Genomic DNA, 14,277 nt, shown 5'->3' with positions numbered 1-14,277 from the left:
GCTCCCGCGACTGCCGCGCCGCGCCGCACGCCCCTGCTCGAGGTGCGCGGGCTCAGCTACGCCTTCGCCCGCGAGGCCGAGCCGGTGCTGCGAGATATCCGCCTCACGCTGTACCCCGGTGAATGGCGGCTGCTGTGCGGGGACAACGGCTCCGGCAAAACGACGTTGTCCCGCCTGCTGATGGGCCTTCTGCGCCCGCCCAAAGGGACGGTGTTCTGGCAGGGCCAGGATACCGCTCGCCGGACGCTATACGATCTGGCGTCCGAGATCGGTTATGTGTTCCAGCAGCCGGAACAGCAATTTGTCGCTTCGACGGTGCTGGACGAGCTGCTGTACAGCCCGCGCGCCGAACTGGGACTGCGGCCGCGGGACCCGGTCCCGGAGGAAGTGCGGCAGCGCGCGGAACGGATGCTGGAGGCGATCGGCTTAAGCGGCAAAATGAACGAATCGCCCTATTACTTAAGCGGCGGGGAGAAGCGGCTCCTAAGTGCCGCCTCGGTCATGATCTGCCCCAAGAAGCTGTATATCCTTGATGAGCCTACGGCGGGCATCGATTACATCGGCGTCCGCTTGTTGACGGCGTTATGCCGTGAGGCGCTGGATCAAGGGGCCGCGCTGATCATGATCACCCATGAGCCGGAGTTGTTTGAAGGCCAGCCCATCCAGCGTTGGCGAATCGCGGAAGGGCAGATTCACTAAACGAATTAATATACTTCCATTGCGGATGACAAACCAGAAGAAGAAGGTTCTGGTTTGGTCATCCGCTTTCTTTTTTCAGAGGGTTCAACTATAATGAGAGTTTATGGAATCCTTGCCCGGTATGGAAAGAAAGGAAGTTTTATTTCATCATGAAACCAATGCAATTGAAACGGAATTATATTTTGACGGGCTTGCTGCTGTCTACGTTTTTAGCGGCGATCGAAGGCACCGTCATCGGTCCGGCCGGACCGCGGATCGTGGGGGATCTGGGCGGCGCGCGGCTGCTGAGCTGGGTGTTTACCGCCTATTTGCTGACCATGTCCGTCACAACGCCAATCTTTGGCAAAATCAGTGACTTGTACGGCCGCAAGCTGGTGTTTGTGATCAGTTCCCTGCTGTTCTTGGCGGGTTCGGTCCTGTCCGGTACGGCGCACAGCATGGGTCAGCTGATCGGGTTCCGCGCCCTGCAGGGCATCGGAGCTGGCGGCCTGCTGCCGGTGACATTTACGATTATCGGCGACATTTATTCAATTGAGGAACGCTCCAAAATTCAGGGATGGATCAGCTCGGTGTGGGGCATCTCTTCTTTGATTGGACCGTTGCTGGGCGGATATGTCGTGGATTCGTTGAATTGGCGCTGGGCATTCTATTTTAATGTACCGTTTGGCCTATTGTCGCTCTATTTCATCATCGTCTATTTACATGAACAGATCGAGAAACGGAAGGTGAAGGTGGACTATCTGGGGGCCGTCACCTTTACGATTGGGGTCTCCGCTTTGCTGATTGGGCTGGCGACGGGCGGGCAGCAGTTGGCTTGGGCCTCGCCTTGGCTGATCGGGATGTTTGCCGTGGCCGCCGGTTTCCTGGTGCTCTTCTTCATCGTCGAGCAACGGGCCGAGGAGCCGCTGGTGCCGCTGAAGCTGTTCCGAATCCGGGATATCGCCTTCTCCAATATCACCAGTTTGTTGGCGAGTGCCCTGCTCATCGGATTAACCTCGTACTTGCCGCTCTGGATTCAAGGGGTGAAAGGGCAAAATGCGACGACCTCCGGGCTGGTACTCGCCCCAATGTCCATCGGCTGGATGTTGGGCTCCGTGCTGGGCGGCCGTTGGATCATCACCCGCGGCTGCCGTCAAACTTCGCTGATCGGGATGGTGATTATCGCCCTCGGGGCGGTAGGATTAGCTACGATCCATGACAGCACGCCAATTTGGCCGCTGTTGATTTATAATGCGCTGTATGGGGTCGGATTTGGCTTTTCGTTTACCGTATTTACGATTATCTCCCAATCCTCCGTGGGCTATAGCTTGCGCGGGGCTTCGACAGCGCTGAACTCCTTCGTCAAATCGATAGGGCAGACGATCGGAGTCACTGCCTTTGGGACTTTGATAAATCTGCAGATTGTCGCCCGGACGAAGAACGGCACGGCATCAGGGATTCCAATCTCCCAGGATGATATCGACCAGCTGCTGTCCCCGGAAAAAGTTCATTTGCTCTCTCCCGATCTGTGGACTGAACTGAAGGAAGTGCTGGCGCAAAGCCTGGATACGCTGTTTATCGTCATGGCTGTGCTGGCTGTCGTAGGCATCTTATTCGCTTTCGGGCTGCGCAACCAAGCACCGGAGCAAGAGGAGGACGTTGAGGCGGGGGAACCCTCCATCGATCTCGATAGAGCTTAAATTTATGTTGTTGCTGCGGGCGGTCTCTGCGAAATGGGGACGGCCCGTTTGGCTTTCCAGCGACCTTTGAGTGGACCTCGTTTGGCTGTATCTTTTACATGAAACGGTATAAAAAAGCCTGCCTCTCCGCACCTTAAGAGGAAAGGGGAGGTGTAACTATGAACAAGGTCATGAATGTGGACCAACACACGCTCGTCAACGCTTGGCAGAAGCAGCTGCCGGAATATTTGAACCCGGGAGACTCCGTGCAGGTGCAAGCTGATGAGGCGGACCCCCAGGGGCTGCGGATTCATATTAATGCGGCGGGACATCAGCTTTATTCCTTCGATTTTCAATGCTCTTATATGGACCCGCGCGAGGTTCGTGTCGAGCTGGTAGATGTGGAGCGGGATGGGCAGACGATTGCCGAGAACAGCGAGGAAATTCAGGAGTTAACCGGAGACTATGTCCGTCATATTCATGAATGCGCGCAAGCCTTAGCGCCGCTGACGAACCCTTAACAACGAGAAAGCGAGGACTTAGGCTTATGTCACGAAGCAAATCGGGAATCGATAAAAATTTGACGAATGTCGTAGAGGATCTGGACCAAACGCCGGTCAACGCCCATCATGCCCAACAGATGCAACAAAAGGTGAATGACCGACGGCACACCAATATGGAAAACCGCGATCACAACAAGGATATGGACCCGACCCATTAAGGGTTGGAGCAACCATAAAAAATCACCTTATCGGGCCCATAGCTCCTAAGAATAAGGTGATTTCATCACTGTATTTTTATGTAAGGAAATTCTCAGGGATATGCCGAAGCAGGCTGTGTCCAGGTTCATCATGCCGATGAGCCATGGATACAGCCTATTTGTTATCTTACTTCCGCAGCAACGGGGCAAGCTTCTCAGCTTCACGGCCCATTTTCTTCAGCAATTCAATCATGACCTTCTTCTCCTCATCGGTCAGCCCGCTCAGCGCGTGGTCAATCCGCTCCGCATACTCCGGATACAGTTGGTCCATCAGCTCTTTGCCCTTAGGCGTCAGATTAGCATAAATTACGCGCCGATCGCGTGGGCAAGGCGTGCGGTGCAGCAAGCCGGCTGCTTCCAGCTTATCGATGACATACGTTACGTTTCCGCTTTGCAGCAGCAGCTTCGCGCCAATTTGTTGAATCGGTTGAGAGCCTTTGTAATACAGGACCTCCAGAACGGCAAAGGCCGTCGGATTAAATCCTTGGATTTTGCTCCCCATAACTGCATGTTCGTTGACACTCTTAAATGATTTGGCAAAAACCCGGTACAAATGCAGTGACAAATCCGTTCCGCGTTGTTCGGTGGTCATCATGTGCATCCCGCCCTTATTTTATATTTGTGAATCTTTGAACTTGATCGAGTACTTGTAATCTTAAACCACCTGAGATTTAAAAAAAATATAATTTATCACAATTTGCGTCTTTTTGTATGGAAATAAATGTAACTCGCTCTGCCTTCAGACCGCAAAAATTTCATTCTGCGGCGCAGGGACGGAATCGGCCCCGAGACGGATGGAAACCCCTTTCCGATTCATTAAGATAACTTCATAAAATCAAAGCGGAGTAGGGGATGACGAAGATGCGAAGATTCGGGAAAGGTTTAGCCGGCCGGGAGGGCTCCGGTATTTTGCAAAACCGTGCATATTTGGCGCTGTTATCGGCGCAGTTGGTATCCAATATCGGCGACTGGTTGTATTTGCTCGCCTTGCTGACGATGGTTGGCTTGAAATGGCATGCCACGCCTTGGGAAATCACAATGGTCTCGCTTTGTATGGTGCTGCCGGTCTTGTTGGGCGGCCCGTTGGCGGGGATGCTGGCAGATCGTTTTGAACGCAAAAAGTTGATGGTTATCTCCGACCTCGTTCGGTTTGGAGTACTGCTCGGCTTTGTGTTCGTCACCGCGATTTGGCAAGTGTACGTCCTGTTAATCGCCAAGGGATTTTTGGACGTCATCTTCTCCCCGGCGAAGAACGGAAAAATTAAGGAGATCGTGCCGCATGAGCAACTGGAGCAGGCGGTTTCCTACAGTGCAATTATTGAGCAAGGCACTAAAATCATTGGCCCGGCTTTGGGCGGAATGCTGACGGCGGCATTTAGCGTAACCGTATGTTTTGTGGTAGACGCAGGAACTTTTCTTATTTCGGCGCTCTTGCTTACCAAGGTGCCTGGAAAATTGCGGAGCGCGGCGTCGACACCGGCGGAAGGGGAAGCCGGGCAAGCGACAGCGTCCCGGAAACTGAAGCGGGGATTTTGGACCGAAATGGCGGCTGGCATCAAAATTATCGGCGGCATTCCGTTGCTTGCCGTTGCCACGTTGACTTTGTGCGCGTGTTTGCTTGTTCTGCAAATCGCTGATTCGCAAGCTGTGGTCTTGTTCCGGGAGATCCCCGGGGTGCCCGACGATTTGCTGGGGTGGTGCATCACGTTTAGCGGGGTTGGGACCTTAACTGCAGCGTGGCTCACGAGGCATCTTAAACTTACGCCGCTGTATAAAATGGGGATCGGCGGAGCCATGCTGGGGTTGGTGTTCGCGGCAGCGGGCTTTATCGTAAGCCAGGTCACGTTTACCGAAGGAGTGATGGCGTTGATGCTGGCACTGTTCGCCTTCGCCGGGTTAGGCGCGGGGATGACGTTTATCCCGTTTCAGGTCACGTTGCAGCAGCGGACCCCGGAAGCGGTGACCGGACGCGTATTCGGTACGGTATCGAGCTTGACCTCGACCGCAACGCTGATTGGACCGCTGTTTGGCGGCTCACTGGTGACCGCCTTTGGGCCGGAGCCCGCCTTCATTTTATCGGGCAGCCTCATGGCCGTTATGGGCTTCCTGCTCTTGTCGATTGCTCCGGCCATTATGAAGCGGGATCGTGCCGCAGCTGTACCAGCGGTTTCGGGGGCGGAGGCTGTAGAGGCTGTGGAGGCGTAACGGAAGCAGCTTGATTTTCCTGGTTTCCGGTGCGACATGTACAAAAAGCCATCATGTCTTATAATGAAAGAAATGACTGGAGATTCGAGGAGATTCTTATTGGAACAAACACAAGCATGGTTGGAAGTGAATATTCATGAGGCGGGGTATGAGTCCGGAAAGGCCGCCATCAAGCAAATTTCACTCGAAGTGAAGCCCGGTGTTCTTACCGGGCTTATTGGGCCTAACGGAGCGGGGAAGAGCACCACGCTGAAGGCGATCCTTGGCCTGCTGCCGTTTGCAGACGCAGAGGTGACCTTTCATGGCGGGGCGAACCATTATGCTTATATTCCGGAGCAGCCGGTATTTTACGATACGCTGACGTTATGGGAGCATTTAGGGCTGGCTGCTGCCGTATATGGAATGGACGAGTCCACGTTTGAGCGGGAAGCTGCAGCGTTGCTGGAGAAGTTCCGCATGACTGACGCGCGCGACTTGTTGCCGGGAGGTTTCTCCAAAGGCATGCGGCAGAAAATGATGCTGATGATCGGGTTTCTTGGCCGTCCGGATGTGTATATTGTGGACGAGCCGTTTATTGGGTTGGATCCGCGGGCGACCAAAGATTTTCTTGGCTTGCTGGAAGAAGAGCGCCGCCGCGGTGCCGGCGTGTTGATGTCCACGCACGTGTTGGATACAGCGGAACGGATTTGTGATGATTTTATTCTTGTTGCCGACGGACAGGTCAAAGCGGGCGGCTCGCTGGACGATATCCGTGCGGCTGCGGGGATGCCGGGGGCTTCCTTGTTTGATTGCTTCGATGCTTTAACTGTCAATGATTGATGAGAGCGGTGTCAATAAAAAAGAGGGAGCCCGGAAAACAGAGAGAGGGGGGCGCGGGTTGAGCAGCAAAACATCGATGACAACAATGACGCCTGCGGCATCCGCAGCATCAATGGTATCCATGACGGTGAGGCGCTTGTTCCTTCGGCGCTGGCGTGACCGGTTGCGGGAGAAGCTGGGCGTCTTGAAGTTTACGTTTGATTTGACGATCCTGTTATATCTTGGCATTCCCGGGTTGCTGTTAGGCGGTCGAGCGTATTACGGATTATGGCGGGAGGAGCTGCCGGCTTGGCTGGCCGGGCTGCCATACCCGATGATTCCGGTCCTGCTGCTGCTAGTTCTGTATAGCAGCGGCGGGATATCCTTCTATATCGAAGCGGCAGATGTTCTATTCTTGCGTCAGCGGCCCCATTGGATCAAGAGATTAATGCTTAGCGGACTGGTCGCATCAGCCGTGGTTCAAGCCGTGGTGCTGGCCCTTGCCATCGCTGTGCTAAGTCCACTGCTGGTTCGCGTTTATGGGATGAGTTGGGCAATGATTGGCGGCGTCTATGTCGTCGCGTGGGCCGCAAAAATCGTGCAGATGCTCATCCAGCAGTTACTTGGCGTATTAACCGCAGGCTGGCGTCTGCTGGTGCTGCGTTCGCTGGCCTATTCGGCTCTGGCGGCGGGCTTTGGGGCTTGGGCCGCTTGGGCCGCAACGTCGGCGGAAGCCGGGCGGCCAGCCGGGCTGGCGATTGGCATCGCCTTGCCGGTGCTGGCGCTGCTTGCCGGCGCGCTCGGCTGGTACCGCTTCCGCCTGCGGGGCCGCTTTGATGCCGAGGTGCGCGAGGAGGAGCGGCAGCGTACGAGGCTGACCGCACTGCTCCTCGCTCCGGCGGTTGAGCGGCCCAAACCTCCGCGGCCCGGAGGCTCCAAGCCTTGGTTATTCCGCCGCCTGCGCCGACTAACGCGCTCACGCCAGCCGGAGGCTCGCATCGCCGAGGCGCTGGTCAAGGCGTTCTTTCGCGGCAGCGAGTGGAAGCTGTACGCCCAAATGACGTTGGCTGGATTAGCCGCCATCGTCTTGCCGCCATATCCCGCAGTGAATCTGATTGTGTATGCGGCATTGCTTGTGCTATTGGTCTACTGGCTGAATGGCCACCGGAAATCCTTCTTTGAGCGCGAGCTGATGTCGATTCTCCCGCTGGAGGAGTCGTTGGAATACCGCAGCGGGGCACCGGCCATGCAGCTGCTGTTGCTGCCCGCGGTCATCGTTTGGACAGCGGCGCTGGGCGCCAAGTTGTATCCCCCGGGGTTGGGCTTGCTGGCAGGAGCAATCCTTGGCGTGCTGCTCGCCCGATGGCTTGGCAGTTTTTCGCGTGGAATGGGCTTATCCTCCAGACGATGGAAATCGTAGGCGAGGGCGGCCCTCTAAGAAATCATAAGATATAACGTAAAGCGCTTTACTAGATTATCGTAAAAACAGCTCGGGATCGTAAATCTGATACCGGGTTGTTTTATTTTTTGTTGTCCATGCTCGTCCCAATAACCACCGTTTCGACTTGATACCTCAGACATTCCCGATATATCGCAACCTTTGTCGAGATCGACCCAAGCCTAAAAAAATGATTGCGCTTACTTCAAATTTATAGTAAAAAGTTAATTAAGCGCTTCACTAAAATTCATTGCATCATTCGGTTAGAAATGAAAGCGTTGTATTTTTAAGCGATTAATGAAAAGTGGGAGGGCAAAATGCGGACGATCCGGCTTACAATGGCACAAGCGTTGTTAAGGTTTCTGGACAATCAATACGTATCCGTCGACGGCGTTGAGACGAAGTTCGTAGCTGGAGTCATGGGTATCTTCGGCCATGGCAATGTAACGGGCATCGGCGAGGCGCTGGAGCGAAGCCCAGGCAAGCTAGTTTATGTGCAAGGCAAGAACGAGCAAGGTATGGCTCATGCAGCGATCGCGTTTGCGAAGCAATCGCGGCGCCGGAGCATCTACGCGTGTACGACCTCGATCGGTCCTGGCGCGTTGAACATGGTGACCGCAGCTGGGACGGCAACGGTCAACCGTATCCCGCTGCTGCTGTTGCCCGGCGACAATTTCGCCTCACGGCAGCCTGACCCGGTGTTGCAGCAACTGGAAGCCGGCTACGACTATACGATCGCAGCCACAGATTGCTTCAAACCGGTAAGCAAATATTGGGACCGCATCGTTCGTCCGGAGCAGCTGATGACCGCGGCGCTGAACGCGATGCGCGTGCTGACGGACCCGGCGGAGACGGGGACGGTGACGCTTGCGCTTCCGCAGGATGTGCAGGCGGAGGCTTATGATTATCCGGAGGCGTTTTTTAACAAGCGGGTGTATGTCATTGAACGGCATCGTCCATCTGAGGAGACCCTCCGCCGGGCAGCGGAAGCCATCTCCGCCAAGCGTCGTCCCATCATCGTTGCTGGCGGCGGTGTGCGTTATTCCGGGGCAGAGGCCGAGCTGGCAGCATTCGCTGAGCGCTTTGGCATTCCGGTGGCGGAGACGCAAGCAGGTAAAGGCGCCTTGCCTTGGAACCATCCGCTGAACGTCGGCGGCGTTGGGGTCACCGGCGGCCTTGCGGCGAACCGGCTCGCGCATCAGGCTGATCTTGTTATCGGCGTCGGCACGCGGTATTCCGACTTTACGACCGCATCCAAATCGGCGTACCGGGAAGACGCGCTGTTTGTGAATGTGAACGTCAGCCGCCTGGACGGCGTCAAGCTGGATGGTATCCCGCTTGCGGGAGATGCGAAGGCAACGTTGCCGGCGCTGGCGGACATGTTGGCGGCAGCGGGGTATGCGTCGGGTTACGGTGAGACAGAGATCAAAACGCTCAAGGCCGAGTGGGATCGGGAGGTCGACCGGTTGTATGGGCTGGAACGCGAAGATGGGCTGGCGCAGACACGCGCGCTTGGGGTGATCAACGAAGTGATCGGCAACGACGCGATTATCGTATGCGCATCGGGCAGTCTGCCTGGTGACCTGCAGCGGTTGTGGCGGACGTCCCGGCCGGGTACCTACCATATGGAATACGGCTTCTCCTGTATGGGTTATGAAGTGAACGGAGCCTTTGGGGTGTCGCTGGCAGCACCGCAGCAGGAGGTTTACGCCCTGGTAGGGGACGGCGGCTATTTAATGCTTCATTCCGAGCTGATCACCAGCTTGCAGGAAGGCCGTAAAATCACGGTCCTGCTGTTTAATAACCACGGCTTCCAATGCATTCACAACTTGCAACGCGAGCATGGAAGCGACGGATTTGGCAACGAATTCCGTTATCGGGAGGCCGGCACAGGCCGCTACACGGGCGAGGTGCTTCCCATCGACTTCGCCGCGCACGCCCGCAGTCTTGGTGCAGCTTCGTATAAGGCAGCGAACACGGAGGAGCTGCGCGAGGCGCTTCGCCTGGCCCAGGCAGAGACGCGGACGACGCTGATCGAGATCGCGGTGCTGCCGGGCACCAACACGGAGGGCTACGAGTCCTGGTGGAACGTCGGCGTCCCCGCCGTCTCGACGGGCGAGCGGGTTGTGAAGGCCCACGAAGCCATGAACGAGCGCATTCGGCAGGCAAGAGCTTATTAATCGAAACCGGCAACGGGGAGGGATGAGGATGGGAGGTTTTTCTTTTCGCTTAGGGGCGCATCCCATTAATTGGGTGGGGGAAGACGTCAAGGAGCATGGAGCGGACACGACGTACGAACAAATCCTGGATGATATCCAAGCGCTGGGCCTGACGGGAACGGAGATGGGGAGAAAATATCCAACCGAGATCGGCGTGCTGAAGCAGGAGTTGTCCAAACGCGGCATCCAACTGGTCTCGCAATGGAAGTCGGTGCTCTTCTCTGATCCGGCTTATCGGGAGCAGGAACTGGAGGCATACCGGAAGCATGTAAAGTTTCTGAAAGAGATGGGGGCTGAGGTGATAAGCACGTGCGAAGTTGGCGGTTCACTGCACTTTGATCCGCGACGAACGCCAAACGAGCGGAACGTTATTCCTTTGGACGATGCGGGATGGAGCAGCTTGGCTGAAGGTCTTAACGCTGCCGGCCGCATCGCCCGCGAGTACGGGCTGAAGCTGACCTACCACCACCATGGCGGCACGGTCATCGAAGGGCCTGATGAGATCGACAAGCTGATGGAGCTGACCGATCCGGAATCGGTGTGGCTGCTGTTTGATACCGGGCACGCGCTGTACGGCGGGGCGGACCCGCTGACAGTGCTCCGCAAGCATTACGACCGCATCGCCTACGTTCATCTGAAGGATGTGCGCGACGACAGGCTGCGGAAGCTGAAGGCAGCGGGTTCTGACTTCATCACCTGCATTCGTGAAGGTGTATTCACAGTTCCGGGCGACGGCTGCATCGATTTCCGGCCGATCATCGCCGAGCTGGTCAGCCGAGGTTACAGCGGTTGGGCCATGCTGGAGGGGGAGCAGGATCCGGCAGAACATCCGCCGCGTGAATATGCAGCGAAGGCGCTTGCCTATCTGCACTCGCTGATTCCGGCTGAAGGAGGGGACCCTTCATGACAACGTTGGTTTCGCTGTTCCCGGAGAACCGGAGGTTTGACCTCACGGCGCTTGGACGGCTATGTATTGACCTTAACGCGAACGAAATTAACCGCCCGATGGAGCAGACGGTGACGTTCACCAAGTATGTTGGGGGTTCGCCCGCGAATATCGCCATCGGCATGAGCCGGCTTGGCCGGCGCGTCGCCTTCATCGGTAAATTGGCCGACGATCAGATGGGCCGATTTATTCGAACGTACCTGCGCGATAACGGCATCGACGACAGCGGCGTCTCGACGGACCACACCGGCGCGGTCACCGGGCTTGCGTTCACGGAAATCAAGAGCCCTACGGATTGCAGCATCCTGATGTATCGGGATAATGTGGCCGATCTGAAGCTTGGCCCGCTGGAGGTGAATGAATCGCTGATTGCGGAGAGCAGAGCGCTCTTGATCTCGGGTACAGCACTGGCCGCAAGTCCGTCTCGGGAGGCGGTATTCGTCGCCCTGGAGTATGCCCGGGCTCACGGGACTCCGGTCGCTTTTGATATCGACTATCGGCCTTATACCTGGAAATCGCCGGAGGAAACGGCGGTGTACTGCCACCTTGTCGCGGAGAAAAGCGACATCATCCTCGGGACGCGCGAGGAATTCGACAGCATGGAGCGATTCGAGCAGAATTCCGACCGCAGTGACCGGTACACCGCTGCCAAGTGGTTCGATCGCGGTGCGAAGCTCGTCGTCATCAAGCATGGCAAGGAGGGGTCCATCGCCTATACGGAGGATGGCCTGGAGCATCGCGCTCCGTCGTATCCAGCAAAGGTCATCAAGACGTTTGGGGCCGGCGATGCCTATGCTTCCGGCTTCCTTCACGGACTAATGTCCGGGTGGGATGTCGCCCGGAGCATGGCTTTTGGCGGGGCGGCAGCAAGTATTGTGATTTCGAGTCACAGCTGTTCGGACGCGATGCCCACTGCCAAAGCGGTGGAGGACTATATTCAGCGCTGCGAGCGCGGGGAAATTACAGCCGGTTAACTTGAGAGGCAAGTGGGCCGGCCTATAGAAACGGGGAGAACATGCGCTATGAACTCAACGACGCTAAACAACTGGATCGGCGGACAATGGGTTAAGTCCGCATCTGAAGTAACGGAGGATGTCTACAACCCAGCAACTGGCGAAGTATTGGCGAAGGTGCCGTTGTCTACGCAGGCAGAGGTGGATCAGGCGGTTTCCGCTGCAGCCGAAGCGTTTGCGACGTGGAGCCGGACGCCGGTTCCGCGCCGCGCACGGGTGTTGTTTAAGTACCAACAGCTGCTTGTTGAGCATTGGGAGGAATTAGCTCGCCTGATTACGCAGGAGAATGGCAAGAGCTTTAACGAGGCGCATGGTGAGGTGTTGCGCGGGATCGAATGTGTCGAGTTCGCCGCAGGCGCACCTTCGCTGATGATGGGGAAGCAGCTGCCGGATATTGCCTCGAACCTGGAATCCGGTATGTATCGGTATCCCCTTGGAGTTGTCGGCGGCATCACGCCGTTTAATTTTCCGATGATGGTGCCTTGCTGGATGTTTCCGCTCGCCATTGCATGCGGCAATACGTTTGTACTCAAGCCGTCCGAACGGACACCGCTGCTGGCGAACCGGCTGGCGGAACTGTTCCATGAGGCCGGCCTGCCGGCGGGTGTGCTGAACGTCGTCCACGGTGCGCACGATGTCGTAAACGGTTTGCTGCAGCATCCCGGCGTCAAGGCGATCTCGTTTGTGGGCTCACAGCCGGTGGCGGAATATGTCTACAAGACCGGTGCAGCTCACGGCAAACGCGTTCAGGCCTTGGCCGGAGCCAAAAACTACACGATCGTCATGCCGGACGCGGATTTGGACCTGGCCGTCAAGGAGATCATCAGCGCGGCGTTTGGCTCTGCGGGCGAGCGCTGCATGGCGTGTGCCGTTGTCGTTGCCGTTGGCGATGTCGCGGACGAACTTGTCGCCAGACTGTCTGCTGCAGCGGATCGGATCAAGATCGGCAACGGCCTTGACGAAGGTGTGCTCCTTGGTCCGGTCATTCGGCAGTCCCACAAGGAACGGACGATTGGCTACATCGAAAGCGGCATTACCGAAGGAGCTGTGCTCGTCCGGGATGGCCGTGAAGATGCGGCGGCGAGCGGCGAAGGCTTTTTCCTCGGACCCACGATCTTTGATCAGGTGAATGGCGAGATGGCGATTGGCCGAGATGAGATTTTTGCGCCGGTCTTGTCGGTCATGCGGGCGAAGACATTGGAGGAAGCAATCGAACTCGCCAACCGCTCGGAGTTCGCGAACGGGGCTTGTCTGTTCACAAGCAGCGGCGCCAACGTGCGGACCTTCCGCGAGACCATTGACGCCGGGATGCTGGGCATTAATTTGGGCGTGCCTGCCCCGATGGCGTTCTTCCCGTTCTCCGGTTACAAGAAGTCGTTCTACGGCGACTTGCATGCGAACGGCACAGACGGGGTCGAATTTTATACGCGCAAAAAAATGGTGACCGCTCGCTGGTTGTAACCAAGCTGAAGCTAAGTGGGAGGAACGACATGGATAAATTAAGAATCGGCGTCATCGGCGCCGGGAGAATCGGCAAAATTCACGCGGACAATCTCAAACGACTGCCGCAGGCAGAGGTCATTGCGATCAGCGACTTGTATGCGGACGCCGAATTGGAGAAATGGGCAAGGGAGAGAGAGATTCCGCTCGTCACAACAAGCAGCGACGCCATTATTCATCATCCCGACATCGACGCGGTATTCATCTGCTCGTCCACCGACAGCCATGTTCCACTCATCAAGAGCGCTGCGAGAAACGGTAAGCATATTTTTTGTGAAAAGCCAATCAGCATGGATATCCGTCAGACGGAGGAGGCGCTGGAGGAAGTGCGCCGTGCCGGCGTGAAGCTGCAGGTCGGCTTCAACCGCCGCTTCGATCACAATTTTCGCCGCGTCCGCGAGCATGTCGAGTCAGGGGCCATCGGTGACGTACATCTCATTAAAATTACGTCCCGAGATCCGAGCCCACCTCCGGAAGCCTACATCGCAGTGTCCGGCGGCATTTTCATGGACATGATGATCCATGACTTCGACATGGCGCGCTATTTGTCCGGCAGCGAGGTGGTGGAGGTGTCCGCGCACGGCGGGGTGTTAATTGATCCCGCATTTGCGGAATACGACGATGTTGATACGGCGATCGTGACGTTGCGCTTCGCCAATGGGGCGCTGGGCGTGATCGACTGCAGCCGTCAAGCGGCGTACGGTTACGATCAACGTGCAGAAGCGTTTGGATCGCTGGGTGCAGCATTTGCTGACAACGACTACGCCAATACGGTGGTGTTGAGCACATCGTCAGGCGTACAGAGCGATAAGCCGTTGTACTTCTTCCTCGAGCGGTACAACGAGGCGTACATTTTGGAGACGCAGCAATTTATTGACTGCGTGTTAAGCGGCACACCGGTTCCAGTTGACGGTGAGGACGGGTTGCAGGCGGAACGGATCGCTCGGGCGGCGAAGCTGTCGCTTCAGGAGCGCCGGATCGTCAAGCTGTCGGAGCTGGATCTTGCTGGATCGGTCCATGCTGAACGCGAAGGGAGATGAG

The 14,277-nt window shown here is 56.7% G+C and carries 13 protein-coding genes; 12 read left to right on the top strand and 1 reads right to left on the bottom strand.

What is annotated here, in order from left to right; translation table 11 throughout:
• The 4 genes from PBA01S_RS18690 to PBA01S_RS22835 form a co-directional block, all read left to right on the top strand.
• Positions 1-699, top strand: a 699-nt coding sequence (locus PBA01S_RS18690; protein WP_164744202.1) for an ABC transporter ATP-binding protein, incomplete at its 5' end; no start/stop codon positions are given.
• A gap of 149 nt (positions 700-848) precedes the next feature.
• On the top strand, positions 849-2,378 hold the full coding sequence (locus PBA01S_RS18685) for an MDR family MFS transporter (protein ID WP_127576509.1): 1,530 nt from the start codon (positions 849-851) through the stop codon (positions 2,376-2,378).
• A 158-nt stretch (positions 2,379-2,536) separates the two neighbouring features.
• Positions 2,537-2,878 (top strand): hypothetical protein, encoded by a 342-nt coding sequence (locus tag PBA01S_RS18680; RefSeq protein WP_016313582.1) that lies wholly within the window; start codon positions 2,537-2,539, stop codon positions 2,876-2,878.
• Between the two features lie 26 nt (positions 2,879-2,904).
• Positions 2,905-3,078, top strand: coding sequence for a hypothetical protein (locus PBA01S_RS22835; protein ID WP_016313581.1), 174 nt, complete (start codon positions 2,905-2,907; stop codon positions 3,076-3,078).
• A 166-nt stretch (positions 3,079-3,244) separates the two neighbouring features.
• Here PBA01S_RS22835 and PBA01S_RS18675 read toward each other — a convergent pair whose 3' ends face one another.
• On the bottom strand, positions 3,245-3,712 hold the full coding sequence (locus PBA01S_RS18675; RefSeq protein WP_028538054.1) for a MarR family winged helix-turn-helix transcriptional regulator: 468 nt from the start codon (positions 3,710-3,712) through the stop codon (positions 3,245-3,247).
• Between the two features lie 266 nt (positions 3,713-3,978).
• On the opposite strand from PBA01S_RS18675, the gene PBA01S_RS18670 reads away from it, so the two are divergent.
• From PBA01S_RS18670 to iolG, 8 genes are all read left to right on the top strand, one after another.
• Positions 3,979-5,322, top strand: coding sequence for an MFS transporter (locus tag PBA01S_RS18670; protein WP_232228289.1), 1,344 nt, complete (start codon positions 3,979-3,981; stop codon positions 5,320-5,322).
• 99 nt (positions 5,323-5,421) lie between these two features.
• Entirely contained in the window at positions 5,422-6,141 is a 720-nt protein-coding gene (locus PBA01S_RS18665; RefSeq protein ID WP_016313578.1) for an ABC transporter ATP-binding protein, read from the top strand.
• Between the two features lie 58 nt (positions 6,142-6,199).
• On the top strand, positions 6,200-7,540 hold the full coding sequence (locus PBA01S_RS18660; protein ID WP_164744201.1) for an ABC transporter permease: 1,341 nt from the start codon (positions 6,200-6,202) through the stop codon (positions 7,538-7,540).
• Between the two features lie 335 nt (positions 7,541-7,875).
• Positions 7,876-9,738, top strand: a complete 1,863-nt coding sequence (iolD, locus tag PBA01S_RS18655; RefSeq protein WP_127576507.1) for a 3D-(3,5/4)-trihydroxycyclohexane-1,2-dione acylhydrolase (decyclizing) — start codon at positions 7,876-7,878, stop codon at positions 9,736-9,738.
• Between the two features lie 28 nt (positions 9,739-9,766).
• Positions 9,767-10,684 (top strand): myo-inosose-2 dehydratase, encoded by a 918-nt coding sequence (gene iolE / locus PBA01S_RS18650; RefSeq protein ID WP_127576506.1) that lies wholly within the window; start codon positions 9,767-9,769, stop codon positions 10,682-10,684.
• Positions 10,681-11,697: a 5-dehydro-2-deoxygluconokinase gene (gene iolC / locus PBA01S_RS18645; RefSeq protein ID WP_009224091.1), complete on the top strand. Its 1,017-nt coding sequence runs from the start codon at positions 10,681-10,683 to the stop codon at positions 11,695-11,697. Before iolE ends, iolC begins: the two co-directional genes overlap by 4 nt.
• Positions 11,698-11,745: 48 nt before the next feature.
• Positions 11,746-13,197: a CoA-acylating methylmalonate-semialdehyde dehydrogenase gene (locus PBA01S_RS18640; RefSeq protein ID WP_028538049.1), complete on the top strand. Its 1,452-nt coding sequence runs from the start codon at positions 11,746-11,748 to the stop codon at positions 13,195-13,197.
• A 29-nt stretch (positions 13,198-13,226) separates the two neighbouring features.
• Positions 13,227-14,276: an inositol 2-dehydrogenase gene (iolG, locus tag PBA01S_RS18635; RefSeq protein WP_016313572.1), complete on the top strand. Its 1,050-nt coding sequence runs from the start codon at positions 13,227-13,229 to the stop codon at positions 14,274-14,276.
• The last annotated feature ends 1 nt before the right edge of the window (position 14,277 follow it).

Origin of the sequence: Paenibacillus barengoltzii NBRC 101215 (assembly GCF_004000745.1) — a bacterium.
GTDB lineage: Bacteria > Bacillota > Bacilli > Paenibacillales > Paenibacillaceae > Fontibacillus > Fontibacillus barengoltzii.
Note: the sequence above shows the minus strand (reverse complement) of the source record. Positions and strands in the feature narration are given on the sequence as shown.